The 23,985-nt window shown below is 69.8% G+C and carries 21 protein-coding genes; 17 read left to right on the top strand and 4 right to left on the bottom strand.

Features of this window, described 5'->3' with window-relative positions:
• Positions 1-7: 7 nt before the first annotated feature.
• From ASE10_RS02290 to ASE10_RS02265, 6 genes are all read left to right on the top strand, one after another.
• Positions 8-511, top strand: coding sequence for a hypothetical protein (locus ASE10_RS02290; RefSeq protein ID WP_055902678.1), 504 nt, complete (start codon positions 8-10; stop codon positions 509-511).
• Between the two features lie 240 nt (positions 512-751).
• A complete protein-coding gene (locus ASE10_RS02285) occupies positions 752-1,000 on the top strand; it encodes a YfhL family 4Fe-4S dicluster ferredoxin (protein ID WP_055902675.1) in 249 nt (82 codons plus the stop codon).
• 9 nt (positions 1,001-1,009) lie between these two features.
• Positions 1,010-2,719, top strand: coding sequence for a gamma-glutamyltransferase (gene ggt, locus ASE10_RS02280; RefSeq protein ID WP_055903936.1), 1,710 nt, complete (start codon positions 1,010-1,012; stop codon positions 2,717-2,719).
• Positions 2,720-2,822: 103 nt separating this feature from the next.
• On the top strand, positions 2,823-3,425 hold the full coding sequence (locus ASE10_RS02275; protein WP_056306705.1) for a hypothetical protein: 603 nt from the start codon (positions 2,823-2,825) through the stop codon (positions 3,423-3,425).
• 320 nt (positions 3,426-3,745) lie between these two features.
• Positions 3,746-4,636, top strand: coding sequence for an MBL fold metallo-hydrolase (locus ASE10_RS02270; protein WP_055903933.1), 891 nt, complete (start codon positions 3,746-3,748; stop codon positions 4,634-4,636).
• Positions 4,633-5,403, top strand: a complete 771-nt coding sequence (locus ASE10_RS02265; protein ID WP_055902669.1) for a TMEM43 family protein — start codon at positions 4,633-4,635, stop codon at positions 5,401-5,403. The genes ASE10_RS02270 and ASE10_RS02265 overlap by 4 nt, the downstream gene beginning before the upstream one ends.
• A 350-nt stretch (positions 5,404-5,753) precedes the next feature.
• On the opposite strand, the gene upp is transcribed toward ASE10_RS02265, so the two are convergent.
• From upp to ASE10_RS02250, 3 genes are all read right to left on the bottom strand, one after another.
• Positions 5,754-6,389, bottom strand: a complete 636-nt coding sequence (upp, locus tag ASE10_RS02260; protein WP_055902665.1) for a uracil phosphoribosyltransferase — start codon at positions 6,387-6,389, stop codon at positions 5,754-5,756.
• Positions 6,390-6,608: 219 nt separating this feature from the next.
• A complete protein-coding gene (locus ASE10_RS02255) occupies positions 6,609-6,920 on the bottom strand; it encodes a hypothetical protein (protein ID WP_055902662.1) in 312 nt (103 codons plus the stop codon).
• Between the two features lie 54 nt (positions 6,921-6,974).
• Positions 6,975-8,468, bottom strand: a complete 1,494-nt coding sequence (locus ASE10_RS02250) for an aminotransferase class III-fold pyridoxal phosphate-dependent enzyme (RefSeq protein WP_055902660.1) — start codon at positions 8,466-8,468, stop codon at positions 6,975-6,977.
• A 450-nt stretch (positions 8,469-8,918) separates the two neighbouring features.
• On the opposite strand from ASE10_RS02250, the gene ASE10_RS02245 reads away from it, so the two are divergent.
• The 8 genes from ASE10_RS02245 to secF all read left to right on the top strand — a co-directional run bounded on the left by ASE10_RS02245 (position 8,919) and on the right by secF (position 18,623).
• Positions 8,919-10,700: a CIA30 family protein gene (locus ASE10_RS02245; protein WP_056305222.1), complete on the top strand. Its 1,782-nt coding sequence runs from the start codon at positions 8,919-8,921 to the stop codon at positions 10,698-10,700.
• A gap of 133 nt (positions 10,701-10,833) precedes the next feature.
• Positions 10,834-12,003 (top strand): sensor histidine kinase, encoded by a 1,170-nt coding sequence (locus tag ASE10_RS02240; RefSeq protein ID WP_055902655.1) that lies wholly within the window; start codon positions 10,834-10,836, stop codon positions 12,001-12,003.
• Complete coding sequence (locus ASE10_RS02235) at positions 12,000-12,602, top strand: response regulator transcription factor (RefSeq protein WP_055902652.1); 603 nt, start codon at positions 12,000-12,002, stop codon at positions 12,600-12,602. Before ASE10_RS02240 ends, ASE10_RS02235 begins: the two co-directional genes overlap by 4 nt.
• A 256-nt stretch (positions 12,603-12,858) precedes the next feature.
• Positions 12,859-13,935, top strand: a complete 1,077-nt coding sequence (queA, locus tag ASE10_RS02230; protein ID WP_055902650.1) for a tRNA preQ1(34) S-adenosylmethionine ribosyltransferase-isomerase QueA — start codon at positions 12,859-12,861, stop codon at positions 13,933-13,935.
• 23 nt (positions 13,936-13,958) lie between these two features.
• The gene (gene tgt / locus ASE10_RS02225; protein WP_200945839.1) at positions 13,959-15,056 is read left to right on the top strand and encodes a tRNA guanosine(34) transglycosylase Tgt; all 1,098 of its coding nucleotides are present in this window, start codon (positions 13,959-13,961) and stop codon (positions 15,054-15,056) included.
• A 319-nt stretch (positions 15,057-15,375) separates the two neighbouring features.
• Complete coding sequence (gene yajC / locus ASE10_RS02220) at positions 15,376-15,729, top strand: preprotein translocase subunit YajC (RefSeq protein WP_055902644.1); 354 nt, start codon at positions 15,376-15,378, stop codon at positions 15,727-15,729.
• 58 nt (positions 15,730-15,787) lie between these two features.
• Positions 15,788-17,656 carry a protein translocase subunit SecD gene (secD, locus tag ASE10_RS02215; RefSeq protein ID WP_055902642.1) on the top strand — a complete coding sequence of 623 codons (1,869 nt, stop codon included), beginning with the start codon at positions 15,788-15,790 and terminating at the stop codon, positions 17,654-17,656.
• Positions 17,657-17,669: 13 nt separating this feature from the next.
• A complete protein-coding gene (gene secF, locus ASE10_RS02210; RefSeq protein WP_056305223.1) occupies positions 17,670-18,623 on the top strand; it encodes a protein translocase subunit SecF in 954 nt (317 codons plus the stop codon).
• Positions 18,624-19,012: 389 nt separating this feature from the next.
• Here secF and ASE10_RS02205 read toward each other — a convergent pair whose 3' ends face one another.
• Positions 19,013-19,831, bottom strand: a complete 819-nt coding sequence (locus ASE10_RS02205; protein WP_055902636.1) for an inositol monophosphatase family protein — start codon at positions 19,829-19,831, stop codon at positions 19,013-19,015.
• 121 nt (positions 19,832-19,952) lie between these two features.
• Here ASE10_RS02205 and ASE10_RS02200 point away from each other — a divergent pair, with 121 nt between their 5' ends.
• The 3 genes from ASE10_RS02200 to ASE10_RS02190 all read left to right on the top strand — a co-directional run bounded on the left by ASE10_RS02200 (position 19,953) and on the right by ASE10_RS02190 (position 23,870).
• Entirely contained in the window at positions 19,953-20,699 is a 747-nt protein-coding gene (locus tag ASE10_RS02200; protein ID WP_056305290.1) for an RNA methyltransferase, read from the top strand.
• Between the two features lie 154 nt (positions 20,700-20,853).
• Entirely contained in the window at positions 20,854-21,741 is an 888-nt protein-coding gene (locus ASE10_RS02195) for a phosphate/phosphite/phosphonate ABC transporter substrate-binding protein (protein ID WP_055902633.1), read from the top strand.
• Complete coding sequence (locus tag ASE10_RS02190; RefSeq protein WP_055902631.1) at positions 21,738-23,870, top strand: EAL domain-containing protein; 2,133 nt, start codon at positions 21,738-21,740, stop codon at positions 23,868-23,870. The genes ASE10_RS02195 and ASE10_RS02190 overlap by 4 nt, the downstream gene beginning before the upstream one ends.
• Positions 23,871-23,985 lie beyond the last annotated feature (115 nt).

Raw genomic sequence — 23,985 nt, 5'->3', positions numbered from 1 at the left:
GATCCCGATGAACACCACCTCCCGCCTGATGCTGATCGCCTGCCTCGCGCTGCCCTTCGTGGCCGCGTGCAAGAAGGAAGAAGCGCCGGTCGCCGCCGTGCAGGCTCCGCTGACCGCGCCCAAGGGCACCGACGACAACGAATGGGGCAAGTACCTGACCGACGTGGTCAAGCGCAAGGTCGAAGCCGAAGGCATCGCCGTCAGCCCGTACCTGTACTACCTGCCGGCCGAAAGCAGCCCGGACTTCCAGGGCTTCTACGACCGCCAGGTCGAGAAGGCCAAGCTCGACATCGCGCGCGGCATCACCGAAGGCAACCTGCTGGCCTACGGCTCGCCGGCCTCGGCCAAGATGGCCGACCTGATCATCGAGGCGTTCCCGGCTCCGACCAAGGACACCCCGCCGATGAAGGGCGTGAAGGTGCTGTTCATCGGCGCCCAGGCCGACAGCGAGCGCGTCAAGGCCGCCGTCGCGCCGTACAACGTCGAATACTCGTTCGTCGAAGTTAAGTAATCGCCCGCGAATGCGGCCGCCGCCCGGCGGCCGCATTCGCCGGTTTACGGACGGTCGGGCGCGGACTGCGTCCCGGCCGTTTCGCCGCCCGCGCGCGGCGACGCGGTCGCCTTGCCCGGCCGGCGCCCGGTTCCCGACGAGCCGGTTGTAGGACGAGCCGGTTGTAGGACGAACCGGTTCTGAAGCGTCCGTTTTCATGGGCCCGTTCTCAAGCGCCCGTTCCGCCCCCATGATGTCCCCATGTCCCTGCGCATCAACGAGCTCTGCGTCAACTGCGACGTCTGCGAACCGGCCTGTCCCAACCAGGCGATCACGCAGGGCGAGAGCATCTATGTGATCGATCCGGCGCGCTGCACCGAATGCGTCGGCCATTACGACGAACCGCAGTGCGTGGTCGTCTGCCCGGTCGAGTGCATCGACAACGACCCGGCCCATCCCGAATCCCACGAACAGCTGCTGGCCAAGCTGCAGCGTTTGCAACAGGAGTAAACGATGCGCATGGCGCCCGTAGTGCACGCCGGTCTGCTGTCCCTGGGTCTGCTGTTCGCATTCTCTCCCTCGCAGGCGGCGCAGGCGCCGCAAGCCGGCGTCGCGCACCCGCCGGGCGCAGCCATCGCCAGCGCGCATCAACTGTCGACCGACGCCGGCCTGGAAGCGATCCGCCAGGGCGGCAACGCCTTCGATGCCGCGGTCGCGGTGTCCTCGACGCTGTCGGTGGTCGAGCCGATCAGTTCCGGCATCGGCGGCGGCGGCTTCTTCCTGCTGCATGACGCCAGGACCGGTCGCGACGTGTTCGTCGACGCGCGCGAGACCGCGCCGGCCGCGGCGACTCCGGCCGCATACCTGGACAAGAACGGCGAACTCGATCGCGACCGCGCCACCAACGGTCCGTGGTCGGCCGGCATCCCCGGCCTGCCGGCGGCGCTGGTGCACCTGGCCGAGCGCTACGGCAAGCTGCCGCTGAAGACTTCGCTGGCGCCGGCGATCCGGATCGCGCGCGAAGGTTTCCCGATCTACCCGCGCCTGGAAAAGGGCTACGCCAGCCGCCGCGAAGTGATGGAGCGCTACGCCGGCACGCGCGCGGTGTTCCTGGCCGACGGCAGCCCGCCCAAGGCCGGCGAAATCCTCAAGCAGCCCGAGCTCGCGCATACCCTGGAGCTGCTGGCGGCCAAGGGCTACGACGGCTTCTACCGCGGCGAAGTCGCCAAGAAGCTGCTGGCCGCGGTCAAGCACGAAGGCGGCCAGTGGCGCGCCGACGAGCTGTCCGGCTACCAGGTGCGCGAACGCGAACCGCTGCGCCTGAAGTACCGCGGCTGGGACATCGTCACCGCGCCGCCGCCGTCCTCGGGCGGCGTGGCCCTGGCCGAAATCCTGCAGACGATCGCGGGCTGGGACCTGTCCAAGCTCGACGACGCCCACCGCGTCCACATCGTGGTCGAGGCGATGCGCCGCGCCTACCGCGACCGCACCCTCTACCTCGGCGATCCCGACTTCGTGAAGATGCCGCTGGCGCGCCTGACCAGCGCCGACTACGCGGCCGGCCTGCGCGCCACCATCCATCCGGACAAGGCCACGCCCAGCGACTTGCTGTCGGGCCAGGCAGCGCCGCTGGAAGACGACGAGACCACCCACTTCTCGATCATCGACGCCGAAGGCAACCGGGTTGCCGCGACCCAGACCGTCAACCTGCTGTACGGCTCGGGCATGGTCGCGCCGGGCACCGGTGTGCTGCTCAACAATGAAATGGACGATTTCGCGCTGCGTCCGGGCACGCCCAACGCCTTCGGCGTGATGGGCTACTCGGCCAATGCGCCGGCGCCGGGCAAGCGCATGCTCAGCTCGATGACGCCCAGTTTCATGGAGTCGAAAGACAAGGTGATCGCGGTCGGCGCGCCCGGCGGCAGCCGCATCATCACCCAGGTATTGCTGGCGATCCTGGCCTACGACGCCGGCCTGGCGCCGCAGCAGGTCGCGGCATTGCCGCGCTACCACCACCAGTGGATGCCCGACGCGATCTCGGCCGAGGCCGGAGCGCTGGACGCGGCCACGGTCGCCGCATTGCAGGCGATGGGCCACAAGGTCAACGCCGGCGAAAGCACCTGGGGCAATCTGCAGACGGTGATGTGGGACAAGACCGCCGGCACGCTGTCCGGCGGCACCGACCCGCGCAATCCGGTCGGCAAGGCCGCGGTGCTGCCCCAGCCCTGAACCGGGCCGCGATCCGATGCGCGGCGGCGCTAGAGCCGTCGCGCGCAGTGCAGTAGATTGCGCCTTCGACACAACGACGCGACAAACAGGGGCGGGGCCGACAGTGACGGATCAACAGGACAAGCCCTGGTACACCCGTGTGCCTGCGATCTCGGTCGCGTTGCTCGCGTTCCTGGTCGGCCTGACCACTCTGGTCAACAACGTCCGTGATTGGCTCAGCGACGACGCGCCGGCGGCGACTGCGGTTCCGGCCAACGCTCCGGCCAACGCGTCGGGCAAGCCGGCCGTCGCGCCGGCGAATTCGCAGCAGGCGCCACGCAAGACCGCGGTACTGCTGACCCTGAAGCAGATCGAAGTGATCGACGACGGCACCAGCGGCAGCACCGCGTGGTCGTTCGAGATCGAAGGCGGCGGTGAGGAACTGTTCTCGCTGGCCTCGCGCGACTACGTCGACACCGGTGCCGACGCGATCGCGCGTCCGCGCGCCAGCGATCCTTCGATCGCGCGCGTCGTGCTGGTGCCGGGCCAGGAAATGACCATCAAGATCACCGGCCGCAGCTCGGGCCTGATCAGCCGCACCGTCGCCACCGGCAGCGCCAAGCTGCGCGCCGACGGTTCCCTGGCGCCGATCCGGGTCACCGCCGACGGCGGCAAGTCGGGCGAGTTCGTGTTCCAGTTCGCGACCGTGGCGGCGCCGCAGGACTAGCCGGCCGTGCCCGCAGCGGGTGGGGCGTCAGGGCGACGATCCCGACCTGTTTCTTCGTTTTCGGGTTCGATCGCGACCTGCGCCGCTCACGGCTTCGGCACGGGCGGCCAGATCACTCCTGCCGTCGGGAGGAGTGTCGCGCATCGTCCGTTTGCGCCAGCCCGCGCTATCGCGGCGCTAACGCCTGCGGAGTTACCCTATGCCTACGACGCGTCGATTGCGCGGCGTGCCTGCGCGATGCGCTTGCGAGCGCCCGCCGGCGCCCGCATCGGTCGCTCGCTCCCCCAGATCCCCTCAGATCCTCCCCCCGGATGGCCGCGATGAAACTTTGGTCCCTATTGGGTAACAGCCAGAAGCTCGACGGCGGCGCCATGTTCGGCAACGCGCCGCGCGCGATGTGGGCGAAGTGGTCGCCGCCGGACGAGCACAATCGCATCGACCTGGCTTGCCGCGCCTTGCTCGCCAGTCCGCTGGCCGGCAAGACGGTGCTGTTCGAGGCCGGTATCGGCGCCTTCTTCGAACCCAAGCTGCGCGAACGCTACGGTGTGGTCGAAGAACGCCACGTGCTGCTCGAGTCGCTCGCCGACGCCGGCTTCGCGCCCGAGGACGTCGACGTGGTGGTGCTGTCGCACCTGCATTTCGATCATGCCGGCGGCCTGCTCGCGCCCTGGGCCGAAGGCCAGGCGCCGCGGCTGCTGTTCCCGAACGCGAGTTACCTGGTCGGGCGCGCGCATTACGAGCGCGCGCGCCATCCGCATGCGCGCGACCGCGCGAGTTTCATCCCGGAATTGCCGGACCTGCTCGAAGCCACCGGCCGCCTGGAGCTGGTCGACGGCGAATATTCCAAGACCCTGGGCGAGAGCGTGCGCTTCCACTACAGCGACGGCCACACCCCGGGGCTGATGCTGGCCGAGATCGTCGGCCCGGACATCGTGGACGGGCGCCCGCACGGCGGCGTGGTGTTCTGCGCCGACCTGATCCCGGGCCGGCCCTGGGTCCACGTGCCCATCACCATGGGCTACGACCGCAACGCCGAATTGCTGATCGACGAGAAGAAGTCCTTCCTCGCCGACAAGCTGGAGCGCAACGTGCATCTGTTCTTCACCCACGACCCGGGCTGCGCGCTGGCCCAGGTGGTGCGCGACGACAAGGGCAAGTTCGGCACCGCCCACGAGGTCCCGGCCTTGCACGCGCGAGCCCTGACTGCATGAGATCGGCGCGGGCGGCGCTGTTGCTGCCGATCGTCTGCTTCGTGGCCGCGGCCGCGGCGCAGGCGGCCGCGGCGCCGACCGCGGCGCCGGTCGTTGCGGCCGAACCGGTCGGCGAGCCGCGCACCGCGGGCGTGCTGCGCGACAGGGAATTCGGCATCGCCAGCCGTCAGTTCGGCCTCGACCGCCGGGTCGAGATGTACCAGTGGCGCGCCACCCCGACCGGTTACGAACGGGTCTGGAACGCGGCGCGGATCGATTCGCAGGGCTATGCGCCCGGCCACGAAAATCCGCCGACGCTGCCGCTGGAAAATCGGCGCTGGTGGTCGGAGTCGGCGAGCCTGGACGGACGCCCGATCGAAGCCGCCGTGCTGCAGGCGCTGGGCGAGTGGCGGGTGTTCCGGCCCAACTTCTCGCGTCTGCCGGCCAATCTGGCGGCGACCTTCCAGCCCGAAGGCGATGGCCTGGGCAGCGCGGAGAATCCGCTGGATCCGCAGATCGGCGATCTGCGGGTGAGCTGGCGCGAGCTGCGCCTGCCGCCGCTGGAAGGCAAGGTCGAACTGGTCGAAGGCCGCTGGCGGATGTCGCCGGCGGTGGCGGCGGCGGCCTTGAACGCGGCGCCGGTGCCGGCGCCCGTGGCCGCGCCGGAAGCCGAAGGCGCGCACCGTGTATGGCCGTGGTTCGGCGGCGGCGCGCTGGTGGTCGCGATCGCCGTGGTCGCGCGGCGTCGGCGCAAGGCCAAGGCGCGCGCTGCGCAACTGCAGGACTGATGCCTGCTTTGAGGTTTTGCGGGGCGCGGTCGCGGCTTACGCCGCTCCTACCCCAAAGCATTGCGCGGTCTTGCGGCGAAAGCGTCGCTGCGTAGCGGGCAAACTTCGCGCACGCCGCTTTCTGTGGGAGCGACGTGAGTCGCGATGAATTCCGGCGGCATGCGTGGGCGGGGATTTCGCGTTGGCCGGCCATCGTTCGAGGGCTGCCGGGCAAAAGGCGCTCGCCAACGTTCGCTGGCATGTGGAGTGCTATCGCGACTCACGTCGCTCCCACAGAAAGCAACATTCAGGCAGCGGATCGGCGATGGGTCGCGTCGCCGCACGCAACGCCGGGTCGGAGCAAGCCGGGCTCAGGTCTCGTGTTTGGTGCCGAAGATCTTGTCGCCGGCGTCGCCCAGGCCCGGCAGGATGTAGCCGACTTCGTTGAGGCGCTCGTCGACCGAGGCGGTGTAAACCTCGACGTCCGGGTGCCGGGCTTGCAGCGCGCGCAGGCCCTCCGGCGCGGCGACCAGGAACAGGCCCTTGATGCGCGTGCAGCCGGCGGCCTTGAGCATGTCCACGGTCGCGATCAGGGTGCCGCCGGTGGCCAGCATCGGGTCCAGGATCAGCGCGGTGCGCTCGTCCATGCGGCCGGTGAGTTTTTCGTAGTAGCCGACCGGCTGCAGGGTGCGCTCGTCGCGCTGCAGGCCGACCACGCCGACCTTGGCCGAAGGGATCAGCTCCAGCACGCCGGTCAGCATGCCCAGGCCGGCGCGCAGGATCGGCACCAGGGTGACCTTGGCGCCCTTGATGCGGCGGATGGTGACCGGCCCGGCCCAGCCTTCGATCGTCGCTTCCTCGGTTTCCAGATCGGCGGTGGCTTCGTAGGTGAGCAGGGTCGCGACCTCGGAGGCGAGCTCGCGGAATTCCTTGGTGCTGTTGCCGGCGCGGCGCATCAGGCCGAGCTTGTGCTGGACCAGGGGATGACGGACTTCGACGATCTTCATGGGCGACCTGGGGACGGTGTGCGGGCGATGCTTGCCGCACAGGATTAATGGTTGCGGAGCGGGGCGCAAGCGCGGCGCGGCGGGATCATCGCCGCCGCTGTTCCCCTTTTTGCAGAGAGGGCGGGCGACGTGCAGCGTCGCGGGGAGTCTCCTTTACTCACCAGGAGTAGGGAATCCCCGAATTCCCGGCTCGAAAGCGCAGCGACGGAGCGGGGGCGTTCAATCGGCCGTGGCGTAAAGATTGTCGCCGTCGGCCATGGCCTGCTCGACGAACCGCGACAAGGCCTGCACCTGGCTGCGATCGCCGAACTTGTCCGCGACCCGAGTCAGTTCGGCATGCAGCGCGCGCAGCTGGCCGAACAGCAAGGTCGTGTCGGCGTAGTAATCGCGCATCTGCTGCAGCAGCGGATACTCGTTGCGCGGAAGCGCCCGCGCCAGCAACTGCGCGTGCAAGGTTTCGTCGATAGCGAAGCACTTGCGCGAGGCGTGGATCTCGCGCTCGTGCCGGGCCTGGATCAGATCGAGCGCCATGGGCGGTAAGCGAGCAGCGGCTTGCGCTCGCTGCTCCAGGTTCGCTTCAGGCCTTCAAGCCGCGGCGGCCTGCTGCGCGCGCGGGCCTTCCTTGAGCGCGCGGCCGACCATCGACACCAGCAGGTCGATCTCTTCGCTGCTGATGTTGAAGTTGGGGGTGAAGCGCAGCGAGTTGACGCCGCCGTGGATCACGCCGATGCCGCGCTCGCGCAGCCATTCCTCGGTCGAGCCGGCGCCGTAGCACTTGAACTGCGGGGCGAGTTCGCACGAGAACAGCAGGCCGGTGCCCTGGACCTTGGTGATCAGGCCGCCGAGCTCGGTCTTGAGCTTCTCCAGCTTCTGCAGCGCTTCGGCGCCGCGCGCGCGGATGTTCTCGCGCAGCTCCGGAGTGACCTGCGACAGCACCGTCACCGCCACGTCCAGCGCGCGCGGGTTGGTGGTCATGGTGTTGCCGTACAGGCCCTTGCGGTAGAGCGAGGCCGCGCGTTCGCCGACCGCGAGCACCGACAGCGGGTACTGGCCGGCGTTGAGGGCCTTGGAATAGGTTTCCATGTCCGGCGGATCCAGGCCTTCGAAGCCCGGGTAGTCGACGATCGACAGCACGCCGTGCGCGCGCAGGCCGGCCTGGATCGAGTCGACCAGCAGCAGCGAGCCGTGGCTGCGGGTGAGTTCGCGCGCGGCGCTGTAGAACGCCGGCGGCACGCTGCGGCCCGGGTCGCCTTCGCCCATCACCGGCTCCAGGAACATCGCCTCGACGAACCAGCCGTTGGCGTCGGCGTCGGCGAAGACCTGGTTGAGCGCTTCGATGTCGTAGGGCTCGACGGTGATCACCGAGTCCTCGTTGCGGAAGCTGGCCAGGTACTGGGTGTAGGCCTTGCGCGAGGAATCCGAGTACAGCGCCGGACGCTCGGTGCGGCCGTGGAAGCTGCCCTTGACGACCACGCGCTTGATCGTGCGGCCGGCGTACTTGGCGCCCGGGTCGGTCATCAGCTTGGTGTTGACGTCGGCGATGCGCGCGGCCAGCGACATCGACTCCGAGCCCGAGTTCAGGCACAGGAAGCGGGTGTAGGGGCAGCCGCGCTCGCCGCCGATCGCGGCGCGCAGGGCGCGCTCGAAGCGTAGCTGCGACAGCGACGGGGTCATGATGTTGGCCATCGCCTGCGGCTTGGCCATGGCCGCGATCACCGCGCCCGGGGTGTGGCCGAAACCGAGCATGCCGTAGCCGCCGGAGTCGTGCAGGACCGCGCCCTTGAGAGTGATCACCCAGGGGCCGCGCGCGACCAGCGCGATGTAGGGATTGACGCCGTCGTCGGTGTAGAAATTGACGTAGCCGGCCTGGACGGCGCGGATCTGCGCGTCTTCGTCCAGGTCCAGCAGGTCGGCGATGTCGGCGCGCACGGCGGCGTATTCGGCCGCGGCGGCTTCGATGGCCTCGACCAGTTCAGGGTGGGTGGCGGCGAAGCGGGCGACGGTGGCGTCGTCCAGGCCGATGGTGCGGCGCGCGCCGGCATGGGCACGCAGCGGCGCGAGGGGGCTGAGCAGGGTCATTACGGGATCTCCAAGGGTCGTCGGCAGTCCGGCCGAAGCATCGTGGGATGAAGAACAGGCTGGGCCTCCGTGGCCTAGCGCTCGCAGTTGCAGCGCCCCGGATCGGTGCCGGGTCGCCAAGCGCCGCCCTTCATGCAAGTCGGCACGCGCAGTTTCGAACGCAGATGTCTGACACACACATATCTGACACATTGCTCGAAACGCGCATGTTCGAAACGAAACCAGCCGCAGGGCCTGCCGTCGCCGGCGTTGCTTTGGTTGTTTTTCGTTTCAATTCAATAGCTTGTGTGAGTTTATCACGTCCAGGGCACGGCGATAACCCCCATCCGCCGGTGCTGGTGACAGCTGTCATCCGGGCCCGGTGACGACGCCCACTGCCGGCCCGCGGCCGGGATCGCGACAGTGGCGCCACCCCGAAACCGGCCGCGCCGGCCCCCATGGAGCTCCACGATGACGATTCCCCGACCCAATTGGCTGAGCGTGCTGGTGCTGGTCGCCCTGAGCGGCGGCGCGGTCGCCGCCGACCCGGGTGCCGAGTCCGGCGACGATGTCGCCATCCGCGACGTGCGCGTATTCGACGGCCAGCGCATGCTGCCGGCGACCACGGTGCTGGTGCGCGACGGCCTGATCGCGCAGATCGGCCCGAAGGTCGCGATCCCGGCCGGCGTGCCGGTGGTCGAGGGCCGCGGCGGCACCCTGCTACCGGGCCTGATCGACGCCCACACCCACAGCTGGGGCGAAGCCCGCCGCGACGCCCTGCGTTTCGGCGTGACCACCGAGCTGGACATGTTCACCGACCACCGCCTGATCGGCGAGGCGCGCAAGGACCGCGAAGGCCACGCGCGCACCGACCGCGCCGATCTGTGGTCGGCCGGCACCCTGGTCACCGCCAAGGGCGGCCACGGCACCGAGTACGGCATGGCGATCCCGACCCTGGACGACCCGGCCCAGGCCGAGGACTTCGTGCGCACGCGCATCGGCGAGGGCTCGGACTACATCAAGCTGGTGGTCGACGACGGCGCCGCCTACGTCGGCCGCCCGCGCATCCCGACCCTGTCGGACGCCTCGATGCAGGCCGCGATCGCCGCCGCGCATCGGCAGAAGAAACTGGCGATAGTCCACGTGGCCCAGGCCGGCGACGCCCGCAAGGTCATCGATGCCGGCGCCGACGGCCTGATCCACGTCTACAGCGACCGCGTCGCCGATCAGGCCCTGGTCGCCGAGATCAAGCGCCGCGACGCCTTCGTGACCCCGACCCTGAGCGTGATGGCGACCCTGTCGCGCAGCGGCGAGGGCGCCAGGCTGGCGGCCGATCCGCGCATCGCGCCGATGCTGCAGCCGGCGCAGAAGGACGCGCTGGGCCAGACCTTCCCGCTGCCCAAGGACATCGACCAGCACCTGCCCAACGCCCTGGAGAACGTGCGCCGCCTGCACGCGGCCGGCGTGACCCTGCTGGCCGGCACCGACGCCGGCAATCCCGGCACCACCCACGGCGCCAGCCAGCACGCCGAACTGGCCCTGCTGGTGCAGGCCGGCCTGACCCCGGTGGAAGCGCTGCGCGCCGCGACTTCGGCGCCGGCGCAACGCTTCGGCCTGAGCGACCGCGGCCGCATCGCCCCCGGCCTGCGCGCCGACCTGGTCCTGGTCGACGGCGATCCGGGCACCGACATCACCGCCACGCGCGCGATCCGCACGGTCTGGAAGAACGGCTACAGCGTGGCCCGCGTCGCCGGCACGCCGGCGGCGCGCGTCGGCGTGGGCGCGGTCGAACTGCTGCGCGGCGGCCAACCGGCGCCGGGCTGGGCGGCGAGCACCGACCAGATCATCGGCGGGCACTCGCAGTCCAAGCTCGCGGCCGGGCAGGGCCGCGACGGCGGTCCGGCGATCGAGGTCGCCGGCGAAGTCGTCGCCGGCGCGTCCAGTACCTGGGCCGGCACCATCCTGTTTCCGGGCGCCGAGCCGATGGCCGCGACCGACGCCAGCGGCGTGCGCGAGCTGGTGCTGCGGGTGCGCGGCGATGGTCGGCCGCTGACCTTGCTGGTGTTCTCCGGCGCCGACATGCACGGCCGTCCCGGCATGCAACAGGTCGAAACCGGCAGCGACTGGCGCGAGGTCAAGGTGCCCCTGGCGAGCATGGCCAATGTCGATCTGACCCGCCTGCGCGGCATCTCGCTGGCGTCCGCCACGCCGGGCGCATTCGCCTTCGCCATCGAGGCGGTCGAACTGCGCTGAGCCGTGGCGCCGGTCGCGCGCATCGGGCCCCCGGCCCGGTGCGCGCGACCGGTTTTGCGCATCCGCGCGCGACGACCCTGAACTTTTGTCCGCGGATTCCTTACAGTCGCGGCAGCGAAGGAAACACCCCCGAATGCGCATCAAGGCCTTCATCCAAGCCCACGAACACCCGCCGGTCTGGCGCTGGGTGTCCTTGCTGTACCTGATCTTCGCGTTCCTGCCGCTGCTCTACTGGCCGCGGGCGCCGGCCTGGGTGCTCGCGACCTTCATCTGCGCCGCGCTGCTGTTCGTGCTGCTGTACTTCGCGCACCACTACGCGGTGTCGCGGCGCCGGCGCACCGCCCTGACCCTGGCGGTAGCCGCGCTGGGCTTCGTCACGATGCCGATCGGCGCCGGCGCGGCCTATGTGATCTTCGCCGTCGGCCTGGCCGCGGCCAGCCTGCCGAGCGGGCGTGCGCTGGCGCTGTGCGTGGCGATGCTGGCGATGGAGGGCTTGTGCTTCTACCGTTTCGTGCCGGCCGCGGCGATGCCCTTGTCGACCTACATCATCAACGTGATCGTGGCGGCGATGGTCTTCGTCGGCGTGGTCAGCATCCGCAACCGCGAGCTGCGCAACGCCGAACTGCGCCTGACCCAGGACGAGGTGCGGCGCCTGGCCAGCCTGGCCGAGCGCGAGCGCATCGGCCGCGACCTGCACGACCTGCTCGGCCACACCCTGTCGCTGGTGGTGCTCAAGACCCAGCTCGCCGCGCGCCTGTTCGAACGCGACCCGCAGGGCGCGCGCGCCCAGATCGGCGAGGTCGAGCGGGTCGCGCGCGAAGCCCTGACCCAGGTCCGCGAAGCGGTGGCCGGGATTCGCGCCAACGGCCTGCAGGCCGAACTGGCGGCCGCGCGCCTGGCCCTGCTGAGCGCCGAGATCAGCCTCGATCACCGACTGGCGCCCGTCGAGATTCCGGAAAAGGTGGAAACCGCCTTGACCCTGGCCTTGCGCGAATCGGTCACCAACGTGCTGCGCCATGCCGGCGCCACCCGGGTCGAGGTCGAGCTGATCGGCGAGGCCCGCGGCGGCCTGAGCCTGCTGATCGCCGACGACGGCCGCGGCGGCGCCGGTCGCGAGGGCCACGGCCTGACCGGCATGCGCGAACGCCTGCGCGAAGTCGGCGGCAGCGTCGAAATCGACAGCCCGGTCGGCGCCGGCACCCGCCTGCGCCTGATCCTGCCGCGCGAGGCCCTGGCCGTCGCGCGCCGCAGCGACGAAGCTGCGGTGCCGGCGCATGCGTTCAGCGAACGGGGGGCGGCATGATCCGGCTGGTGCTGGCCGAGGATCAGGCGATGGTGCGCGGCGCCCTGGCGGCGCTATTGAACCTGGAGTCCGACCTGGAAGTCGTGGCCGCGGTCGGCGACGGCGAGGCGGCCTGGACGGCGGTGCAACGGCTGCAGCCGGACCTGCTGGTCACCGACATCGAAATGCCGCACATGACCGGCATCGAGCTGGCCCAGCGCCTGCGCGAATCCGGCCTGGAGACGCGGGTGGTGATCGTCACCACCTTCGGCCGCAGCGGCTATCTGCGCCGCGCATTGGACGCCGGCGTGCGTGGCTATCTGCTCAAGGACGCGCCCGCCGAACAGCTCGCCGATGCCCTGCGCCAGGTCCACCGCGGCGGCCGCGCGATCGACCCGCAACTGGCGGTCGCGGCCTGGGGCGAGGAAGACCCGCTGACCGAACGCGAGCGCCAGGTCCTGCGCCTGGCGGGCGAGGGCGTGTCGACCGCCGAAATCGGCCAGCGCCTGCACCTGAGCCAGGGCACGGTCCGCAACTACCTGTCCGAGGCGATCGGCAAGCTCGGTGCCGGCAACCGCATCGAGGCCTACCGCCAGGCCCGCCAGAACGGCTGGCTGTAAGGCGCGCGACGGTCGCGGCCTCGGTTCGCGGCCACGCTATCGAACCGAGCCCGCAAACCAGGCCCGCGAACCAGGCTTCGGCGCGCAGCCGCGTCGTTTTTTGCCCCGCGACCCCGAAGGCGCGGATAATGCGCCCCTCCCGCGACCCTGCCGGTGCCCGTCCCAGCGACCGGCCGCCACCGGCCTGCGGCCGCTGCCGCGGCTTCCGTCGCGCCCGTGCGCGCCCGCGCGCCACCCCGCCCAGAATCCGTCTTCCTTGAAAAAATCCGACTTCCATTACGAGCTGCCGCCGGAACTGATCGCCCAGGCCCCGCTGCCGGAACGTTCCGCCAGCCGCCTGCTGCTGGTGCCGCCGGCGCCGGCCGCGTTCGCCGACCGCAGCTTCCGCGACCTGCCCGAGCTGCTGGCGCCCGGCGACCTGCTCGTGTTCAACGACACCCGGGTGATCCCGGCGCGGTTGTTCGGCCACAAGGCCAGCGGCGGCCGGGTCGAGATCCTGATCGAGCGCCTGCTCGGCGGCGCCCAGGCGCGCGCGCAGCTGGGCGTGAGCAAGTCGCCCAAGCCCGGCGCGCGCATCGCCCTGGACGCCGGCGGCGAAGCCGAAGTGCTGGGCCGCGAAGGCGAGTTCTATCGTCTGCAGTTCCACCTCGATGGCCAGCCGCACGGCGATTCGCTGGAGAACTGGCTGCTGCATGCCGGGCGCCTGCCGCTGCCGCCCTACATCCAGCGCGAGCCCGGCAGCGACGACGACGAGCGCTACCAGACCGTGTTCGCGCGCGAAGTCGGCGCGGTCGCCGCGCCCACCGCCGGCCTGCATTTCGACGAGGAACTGCTGGCGCGCCTGCGCGAGCGCGGAGTCGAGTTCGGCCACGTCACCCTGCACGTCGGCGCGGGCACCTTCCAGCCGGTGCGGGTCGACAGCCTCGAACAGCACGTGATGCACAGCGAATGGCTCAACGTCGGCGCCGGCCTGATCGAACAGATCCGCCGCACCCGCGCCGCCGGCGGCCGGGTGGTCGCGGTCGGGACCACGGTGGTGCGCGCGCTCGAAAGCGCCTGGCGCGAAAGCGCGGCGATGCGCGGCGGCGAAGACGGCGAACTGCGACCGTTCGCCGGCGAGACCCGCTTGTTCATCCTGCCCGGCTACAAGATCCGTTCGGTCGATGCCCTGATCACCAACTTCCACCTGCCGGAGAGCACCTTGCTGATGCTGGTTTCCGCCTTCGCCGGCCACGCCCGCGTGTTCGCCGCCTACGAGCACGCGATCCGCGAGCGCTACCGCTTCTTCTCCTACGGCGACGCGATGCTGCTGCTGCCCGAGGCGGACGCATGAGCGCGACCGAAAGCTCCAGCCGGATGTCGTTCGAACTGCTCGGCAGCGACGGCGCCGCGCGCCGCGGCCGGCTGACGTTTCCGCGCGGCACGGTCGAAACCCCGGCCTTCATGCCGGTCGGCACCTACGGCTCGGTCAAGGGCATCATGCCCGAGCACGTCAGCGCACTGGGCGCGGAAATCATCCTCGGCAACACCTTCCATCTGTATCTGCGACCGGGCCTGGATGTGATCGGCGACCACGGCGGCCTGCACGGCTTCGCGCGCTGGAACGGGCCGATCCTGACCGACTCGGGCGGCTTCCAGGTGTTCTCGCTCGCGCACCGGCGCAAGATCACCGAGCAGGGCGTGACCTTCGCCTCGCCGGTCGACGGCAGCAAGGTGTTCCTGGGTCCGGAGGAGAGCATGCACATCCAGCGCGTGCTCGATTCCGACATCGTGATGATCTTCGACGAGTGCACGCCGTACCCGGCCACCGAGGAGGTTGCGCGCAAATCGATGGAACTGAGCCTGCGCTGGGCCGAGCGTTCCAAGAAGGCCCACGAAGGCAACGACGCCGCGCTGTTCGGCATCGTCCAGGGCGGCGTCCACCACGACCTGCGCACGCGCTCGGCGCAGGGCCTGAAGGCGCTGGGCTTCGACGGTTATGCGGTCGGCGGCCTGGCCGTGGGCGAACCCGAGGCCGAGCGCAACGCCATGCTCGAGCACACCTGTCCGCAGCTGCCCGAAGACCGCCCGCGCTACCTGATGGGCGTGGGCCGGCCCGAGGACCTGGTGGAATCGGTCGCGCGCGGCGTCGACATGTTCGATTGCGTGATGCCGACCCGCAACGCCCGCAACGGCCACTATTTCACCGCCAGCGGCACCGTGCGCGTGCGCAACGCCAAGTACGAGCGGGATCTGCGCCCGATCGAGGAAGGCTGCGACTGCTACGCCTGCGTCAACGGTTTCAGCCGCGCCTACCTGCGCCATCTGGACCGCTGCAACGAGATGCTGGGCCCGATGCTGGGCACCCTGCACAACCTGCGCTATTACCAGCGCCTGATGGCGCAGATGCGCGCGGCGATCGAGCAGGGAACCTTTGCCGCCTTCCGCGACTCTTTCTACGCCGCACGCGCCTAGCGCCTGCCTACGCTCCACCGTCGCCTGCGCTCGCGCCGGCGACGGCCCGCACCGCTGTCCCGCCCGGCCCTGCGCCGCAAGGCCGGGCCTGGCGCGGGGCGCGCGACCCTCGGGTCGGGCGCCGCGGATGCGCGGGCAGGGGAGGCGGCCCCACCCGGTGAACGGGGCCGGGGCCGCGTCCGCAGGGGGGGGGCGGCCGCTGTCCGGGCCATCCGCCCGTCCATGCAAAGCGTGCGCGCAGGCCCATTTCGGGCCCGGCCGTGGCCCGTGGCCAGCCATGGCATAATCCCCGGCTATTTTCGTTCCAGGACTTTCTTCAATGAACCTGCTCGACTTCCTGATCGCTCCCGCCTACGCCCAGGCCGCCGCGCCCGCGGCCGGCGGCGGTCTGTTCGGCGGCGGCCTCGGCGGCCTGCTGATGCCCGTCATCCTGATCGCGGTCATGTACTTCCTGATGATCCGTCCGCAGATGAAGCGCGCCAAGGAACACCGCGGCATGCTCGAGAAGCTCGCCAAGGGCGACGAGGTGCTGACCAACGGCGGCATCGCCGGCACCGTGTCCGACATCGGCGAGAGCTTCATCACGGTCGAAATCGCCGACAACGTGCGCATCCGCGTGCAGAAGGGCGCGATCGCCAACGTGTTGCCCAAGGGCACCTTGAAGTCGGCCTGAGCCGACGCCACGACTTTTTGAAGCACGGCGGCCGGGGTGGCCGCCGCAGGGGCAATCGATGCTGACTTACTCGCGCTGGAAATATCTGGCCATCCTCGTAGTCTTGCTGCTCAGCGCGCTGTATGCGTTGCCTAACGTGTTCCCGCAGGATCCGTCGGTGCAGATCACCTCGGCCCGCGGCGCGGCCGTCGACGAGGCGCTGCGCAAGCGCGTCATCGATACCCTGGTCAAGGCCAAGGTGCCGACCAAGTCGGTCGCGATCGAGAAGGAAGGCAACCTGCTGGTGCGCCTGACCGACAACGAGCACCAGATCCAGGCCTCCGACGCGCTGCGCGATCCGCTCGGCAGCGACTACGTGGTGGCGCTGAACCTGGCCTCGACCGTGCCGGACTGGCTGAGCATGCTCAAGGCCAAGCCGATGCTGCTGGGCCTGGACTTGCAGGGCGGCGTGCACTTCCTGATGCAGGTCGATCAGAAGGCCGCGCTGGACAAGCGCCTGGACGCGACCGCCGAAGACGTGCGGGTCAGCTTGCGCGACGGCCACGTGCGCTACGAGTCGGTCGAGCGTCGCGCCAACAACAGCATCGTCGCCACCCTGGGCAACCCTGCCGACGCCGAGAAGGCGCGCCAGATCGTCGCCAAGAGCCAGCCGCTGCTGATCCAGGACGTGAGCGGCAACACGGTCAGCATCCAGGTGCCCGAGGCCGAGCTCAAGCGCATGCAGGCCGAGGCGGTCGAACAGAACGTCGGCACCCTGCGCAACCGCGTCAACGCGCTCGGCGTGGCCGAGCCGATCATCCAGCGCCAGGGCAGCGACCGCATCGTGGTCCAGCTGCCGGGCGTGCAGGACACCGCCCAGGCCAAGCGCATCCTCGGCGCCACCGCGACCCTGGAATACCGCGGCGTGGTCGAGGGCGACGCCCAGGAAGCGCTGCGCAGCGGCAACGTGCCGCCGGAAGCGCGCATCTACTACCGCCGCGAAACCGGTCCGGACGGCAAGCCGCTGCCGATCCTGCTCAACAAGCGCGTGATCGCTTCCGGCGACCAGCTGGTCGGCGCGACCGCGGGCTTCGACCAGCAGACCGGCACCGCCTCGGTGTCGATCCGCCTCAACGGCGTCGGCGGCGCGCGCATGTTCGACTACACCACCGAGCACGTCGGCAAGCCGATGGCGGTGGTCTACATCGAGCGCATCCCCGAGGTGCGCATGGTCGACGGCAAGGAAGTGCGCACGACCAAGATCAACGAGGAAGTGATCAACGTCGCGACCATCAACGGCGTCTTCAGCAAGGAATTCAACACCACCGGCCTGGACAGCTCGCAGGAAGCCTCCGACCTGGCCCTGCTGCTGCGCGCCGGTTCGCTGGCCGCACCGATGGACTTCATCGAGCAGCGCATCGTCGGCCCCAGCCTGGGCGCCGAGAACGTCCAGCGCGGCTTGAAGGCGGTCAGCTTCTCGTTCGCCTTCGCCCTGATCTTCTTCCTGATCTATTACCGCATGTTCGGCGTCATCACCTGTCTGGCGCTGCTGATCAACCTGCTGATGGTGATCGCGCTGATGTCGCTGTTCGGCGCCACCATGACCCTGCCGGGCCTGGCCGGTATCGCCCTGACGGTGGGTATGTCGGTCGACGCCAACGTGCTGATCAACGAACGAATAAGAGAGGAGTTGCGCGCGGGCCTGCCGCCGCAGGCCGCGATCGTCAGCGGTTACGAGCACGCCTCGGGCACCATCATCGACGCCAACGTCACCGCCTTCCTCGCCGGTCTGGCGATGGCGGTGTTCGGCACCGGTCCGCTGCGCGGTTTCGGTATCACCCTGATGCTCGGCATCGCCACTTCCGCCTACACGGCGGTGTCTGTGTCGCGCGGTATCGCGACGCTGATCTACGGCGGTCGTCGCAAGCTGAAATCGATCGCGATCTGACGGAGCACGCGACATGAAACCCTTCAACGTGTTCCCTTACGGCAGCAACATCAACTTCCTGCGCCTGCGCTGGGTGTCGCTGGCGGTCGCGGCGCTGATGATATTCGTCGCGATCGGCGCGATCGCGGTCAAAGGCTTCAACTTCGCGCTCGACTTCACCGGCGGCACCAGCGTCGAGATGAGCTTCAAGAAGCCGGTCGACGTCGACGGCATCCGCGAGCGCCTGGAGACCGCCGGCTACGGCAATGCCCAGGTCCAGACCTTTGGCACCGGCAACGAGCTGCTGATCCGCCTGCAGCCCAAGACCGGCGGCGAGAAGGATTCGAGCAACACCATCAGCGAGGTCCAGGCCGCGGCGTCCACGCCCGACAACCCGGGCCGCGTCGAAGGCGGCGGCTACGTCGGTCCGCAGGTCGGCCGCGACCTCGCCGCCAACGGCGTCTGGGCGCTGCTGTTCGTGGTGGTCGGCTTCCTGATCTACATCTCGTTCCGGTTCGAGAAGAAGTTCGCGGTCGCCGCGGTGCTGACCACCCTGCACGACGTGGTCGTGGTGGCGGGCTGGTTCGCCCTGTTCGGCCTGGAATTCGACCTGACCGTGCTGGCCGGCGTACTGTCGGTGATGGGCTACTCGATCAACGACACCATCGTGGTGTTCGACCGCGTGCGCGAGAACTTCCGCACCATGCGCGCCGATCCGGAGACCATCCTCAACAAGTCGATCAACCAGACCCTGTCGCGTACGGTGATCACCTCGTTCGTGGCCTTCCTGACCGTGCTGGCCCTGTACCTGTATGGCGGCGGTTCGCTGGAAGGCATGGCGATCGCGCAGATGCTGGGTATCGTGATCGGTACCTTGTCGTCGATCTTCGTCGCCTGCCCGCTGCTGACCATGGGTTGGCTCAAGGTCACCAAGCAGGACCTGATGCCCAAGGCCAAGGACGAGGCGGCGCTCGCGCGCCGTCCGTAAGCGCCGAGGCATCCGCCCGGGCCTCGGCTCGGGCAACGAAAAGGCCGCGCGATTGCGCGGCCTTTTCGTTTGCGGCCTTGGGGTAGGAGCGGCGTGAGCCGCGACCCGGAGCCGCAACGATGATCGAACCTGCATAGCGGCCGGAGCTCGCAATCGCGGCTCACGCCGCTCCTACCCCAAGGCAGTGCAAGCGTGGGCGCGCCGGTACCTACTGTGGGAGCGGCGTAAGCCGCGATGGGCTCCGGTTACGGCGACGCGACGGTGGCGCGCGTCGGCTACCGATCGCGGCTCACGCCGCTCCCACAGAAAGCGTCGGCGCACCTGCTTGCCCTCAAACGAAAAGGCCGCGCAATCGCGCGGCCTCTCGTGTGCAGCCGGGGCGCTCCGCCTCAGTCGAACGCGGCCGCGTAGCCGGTGTTGACGATGCGGTTCTGCAACGCGTCGCAGACCTTGAGGTTGCCGGCGACCAATTGCCGGCCGATGGTGCCGCGGGCGTCCATGGGGCCGGTGCCGCGACCGCGGAAGTCGACGACCTTGCCGCCGGCCTCGCGCACCATCAGCGCGCCCGCAGCGATGTCCCAGGGCTTCACGCCGGCTTCGAAATAGGCGTCGGCGCGGCCGCAGGCGACGTAGGCCAGGTCCAGCGCGGCCGAACCGGTGCGGCGGATGTCCTCGGCCTCGGTCAGCAGCGAGTCCACGCACTTGAGGTGGGCGCTGGCGCGCGGGCGCTCGCGCGGCGGGAAGCCGGTAATGACCATCGCGCCGTTCAGGTCCTTGCGCTCGGCCACGCGCACGCGCTTCTCGTTGAGCTGGGTGCCGCTGCCGCGGCTGGCGGTGAACAGCTCGTTGCGCAGCGGGTCGAAGATCACGCCGTGGATCGGCTCGCCGTTCTCGACCAGGGCGATCGAGACGCAGTAGTGCGGAATGCCGCGCAGGTAGTTGCTGGTGCCGTCCAGGGGGTCGATGACCCAGGTGAAACGGCCGCTGCCGATCGAGCCGTTTTCCTCGCCGAGGATCGCGTAGTCGGGGGTGGAACGGCGGAATTCCTTGATGATCTCGGCCTCGGCCAGGCCGTCGACTTCGCTGGCATAGTCCATCCGGTCCTTCTCGACCACGTTCAGGGCGTCCAGCCGGTACATGTGGCGGAGCAACACATTGCCGGCGGCGCGAGCGGCCTTGACCATGAGGGTGACGGCGGGTTTCTGCATGGCGAACGGCCTCGGGAACGGAGGTGGGGGACGGGCTGGCGGGCTGAAAGAACGAACCGGCGCTATGGCCGGGGCGGGGAGTTTACCATTGCGCATGGCGATCGATCCCAACTCTCCCCTAATCGCGTTGTCGCAGCTGCGTATCGTGCTGGTGGGCACCCAGCACCCCGGCAATATCGGCTCCGCGGCCCGCGCGATGAAGACCATGGGCCTGTCCCGGCTGGCCCTGGTCGCGCCCGAAAAGGCGCCCAACCACGAATCCCTGGCCCTGGCCGCCGGCGCCGACGACGTGCTCGCCGCGGCGACCGTGCACGCGACCCTGGCCGAGGCCCTGGCCGACTGCCGGCTGGTGCTGGGCTGCACCGCGCGCAGCCGCCGGGTCGCCCTGGACCAGCTCGACCCGCGCGAAGCCGCCGGGCGGATGCTGGGCGAGGCGGTCGGCGGGGCCCAGGTCGCGCTGGTGTTCGGGCGCGAACGCACCGGCCTGGACAACGAGGAACTGCAGCTGTGCCACGCCGCGGTGCACATCCCGGCCGACCCCGGCTACAGCTCGCTGAACCTGGCCGCGGCGGTGCAGGTGCTGGCCTACGAACTGCGCATGGCGGCGCTGGCGGCCGCGCCGGCGGTGCCTGCGGCCGGGCGCGCCGACCCGCCGGCCTCGCACGCGCAGCTGGAGGGCTTTTTCGCCCAGCTCGGCGAGACCCTGGACGCGATCGACTTCCACAAGGGCCGCGCCCCGGAATCGGCGCTGCGCAAGCTGCGCCGGCTGTTCCTGCGCGCCGAGCTCGACGAGCGCGAGGTGCGGCTGCTGCGCGGCATCCTCGCCGACGCCGAGCGCATGGCGATGCTCGCCGGCCAGCGCCGTTGAGCGGCGAACGGGCCCGGGCCGGCGCGGTACGGATTTCGGTGGTATCGGCCAGGGCTGGTTTCGATTACGCTGCGGCGGGCAGTCCCCACGAGTCACTTTCTTGATCGCTAGCGCGCGTTGCATCGCTGTCCTGCTTGGGCTCGCGTTGGCGGCCATGGGACTGTCGGTGCCGGTTCCCGCGCGATCGGCCGACAACGCCCGCGGCGGGGTGCTGGTGCTGGGCCGGATCAGCGACGACCCCAAGGCCCATTACGAGCAGCTCAAGCCGCTGCTGGACTACGTGGTCCCGCGCATGGCCGATGTCGGCATCCGCGAAGGCCGGATCCTGATGGCCAAGGACTCGCAGCAGATGGCCAGCTACCTGCGCCGCGGCCGGGTCGACTGGGTCACCGAGACCGCCGGCACCGCGATGCTGCTCAAACAGCGCGCCGACGCCGAGCCGCTGCTGCTGACCGAGCGCGACGGCACCAGTCACTATCACAGCGTGTTCTTCGCCCGCCGCGACAGCGGCCTGCGTTCGCTCGACGACCTGCGCGGCCACAGCGTCGCGTTCCAGCGGCCGTCCTCGACCAGCGCCTACTTCGTGCCGGTGGCCGAACTGCTTGAGCGCGGCCTGAGCCCGGAAATCCTGCTGTCGCCGACCGACCGCATCGAACGCGGCGAAGTCGGTTATCTGTTCGCGCGTTCGGAACTCAACATCTCGACCTGGGTGCACAAGCGTCTGGTCGATGTCGGGGTCATGAGCAACCTGGACTGGAACAACCCGCGCCGGATGCCGCCCGCGTTCCGGCGCGACCTGATCGAGATCGGCCGCACCGGCGATTATCCGCGCGCGGTCGAAGTGGTGCGCGGCGATCTGGACCCGCGGGTCGAGGCGCGCCTGCGCGAAGTGCTGCTGGACGCGGCCGGGGATCCGGACGCCGGCGAGGCGCTGCTGCGCTTCTTCAAGACCACCCGCTTCATGCCGATCGATCCGGCGTCGGCCAAAGCGCTGCAGCGCATCGGCAACGGCGTCGCCCAGGTCCGGGCGGAGGTCGAATGAAGCTGCATTTCGGCCTGCAGGCCAAGTTCCTGGCCATGATGGTCGCGGCCGCGCTGGTGGTGCTGGCCCTGATCGCGCTGCTGCTCAACCGCCAGGAGCAGATGCAGCGCGAAGTGGTCGGAGTCAGCCGCCAGGCCATGAGCGGCATGGTCGCCGACAGCCTCAAGCGCCACAGCGAGGGCATGGTCGCGCAGCTGGCCGAATCGCTGGCCAATCCGCTGTACTACTTCGATCTGGACGCGGTCGGCGTGCTCAGCCGCGCGACCCTGCGCAACCCCGGCATCAGCTACGTCCTGGTCTACGACAACGAAGGCAACATCGTCCACGACGGCAGCGAGGAGATCCCCAGCTACGGCAAGCGCATGGACGATCCGATGGCGTTCGAGGTGATCGCCGCGCGCAAGCTGCATACCCAGACCAGCGACACGGTGATGGACGTGTCGGCGCCGATCATGATCGGCGAAGAGCGCCTGGGCGGCGTGCGCGTGGGCTACGACCTCAAGATCGTGCACAAATTCCAGGATCGGGCCGTGAGCAGCCTGCGCGGCCGGCTCGACGCGCTCGCGCAGCGGCACATGATCTGGATCGGCCTGCTGGCGGCCGGCCTGCTGGCGCTGGGCGCGCTGATGGTCTATCTGATTCAGCGCTTCCTGGTGCGGCCGATCCGCCAGCTCGCCGATGCGTCGATGGAGATCGAGGCCGGCCACTTCGACACCAGCACGCCGGCCAGCAACCGTCACGACGAGGTCGGCGACCTGATGCGCGCGTTCGGACGCATGAGCCAAAGCCTGGCGCGCCACGACCGCGATATCCGGCGCATGGCCTATACCGACGCGCTGACCGGCCTGGCCAACCGGCTCGCGTTCCGCGAAACCCTGGACCAGCGCCTGCTGCAACTGCGCGGCGCCGGTCGCCAGCTGGGACTGCTGTTCGCCGACATCGACGATTTCAAGCGCGTCAACGACACCCTCGGCCACGATGCCGGCGACGATGTGCTGCTGCAGTTCGCCAACCGCATCCAGGAGACGGTCAGCCGCCTGGGCGGCGAGGGCGCGCTGCTGGCCCGCTTCGGCGGCGACGAGTTCGTGATCCTGGTGCAGGACGGCGAGGGCCTGGACGGCGGGGTGCGCGCACGCGCCAGCCATCTGGCCGACGTGCTGGTGGCCGAGCTCGGCCAGCCTATCGTGGTCCACGACCGCCAGGTCTTCCTCGGCACCTCGATCGGCGTGACCCTGTTCCCCGAGGACGCCTCCGGCGCCACCTCGCTGATGAAGAACGGCGACATCGCCATGTACCAGGCCAAGGTCGCGGGCAAGAACTGCTATCGCTTCTACAGCCGCGCGATGGACCAGGCGGTGGAGCGCCGCGTGCACCTGGAGCACGAACTGCGCGGCGCTTGGGATCGCGGCGAGCTCAGCCTGGTCTATCAGCCGGTGTACCGCCTGGGCGACGGCGCCATGGTCGGCGCCGAGGCGCTGCTGCGCTGGAAGCATCCCGAACAAGGCCTGGTGGCGCCGTCGGTGTTCATCGACGTGGCCGAGCAGAGCGGCCTGATCGAAACCCTGGGCCCGCAGGTGTTGCGCGCGGCCTGCCAGGACGCGGTGCGCTGGCAGCACCTGCGCCCGGGCGCGGAACCGCTGTTCGTCTCGGTCAACGTCTCGCCGCGCCAGCTGCGCAGCGGCGACCTGCCCAACGTGGTCGCGGCCTGCCTGCACGAAACCGGCCTGCCGGCGCAGCGCCTGCACCTGGAACTCACCGAGACCGCGGTGATCGGCGACGAGATCCACGCCAGCAGTCTGTTGGCGCGCCTGCGCTCGACCGGCGTGAAGGTGTGGCTGGACGATTTCGGCACCGGCTTCTCCGGCCTCAGCCATCTGCGCCGGGTGCCGGTGGACGGGGTCAAGATCGATCGCAGCTTCATCGCCGATGTACTGCGCGACCCGGACGACCTGGCCCTGACCACCGCGATCATCGCGATGGCGCATTCGCTGGGCATCACCGTGGTCGCCGAGGGCGTGGAGAAGGAAGGCCAGTACGCGGTGCTGCGCGAGCGCGGTTGCGACCTGGCCCAGGGCTATTGGCTTGGCCACCCGGTCGGCGCCGAGGAATTCCTGACGCTGTTGGGTTGAGCCGGCGCGCTGGCTCTGCTTTTGGGTAGGAGCGGCGTAAGCCGCGACCCGCAACTGCGGTGGCGGCGATTGAATCCGCCTGGCGCCCCCGGATTCGCGGTCGCGGCTTACGCCG

Source organism: Lysobacter sp. Root76 (assembly GCF_001428685.1).
In the GTDB taxonomy this organism is placed as follows: Bacteria; Pseudomonadota; Gammaproteobacteria; order Xanthomonadales; family Xanthomonadaceae; genus Lysobacter.
Note: the sequence above shows the minus strand (reverse complement) of the source record. Positions and strands in the feature narration are given on the sequence as shown.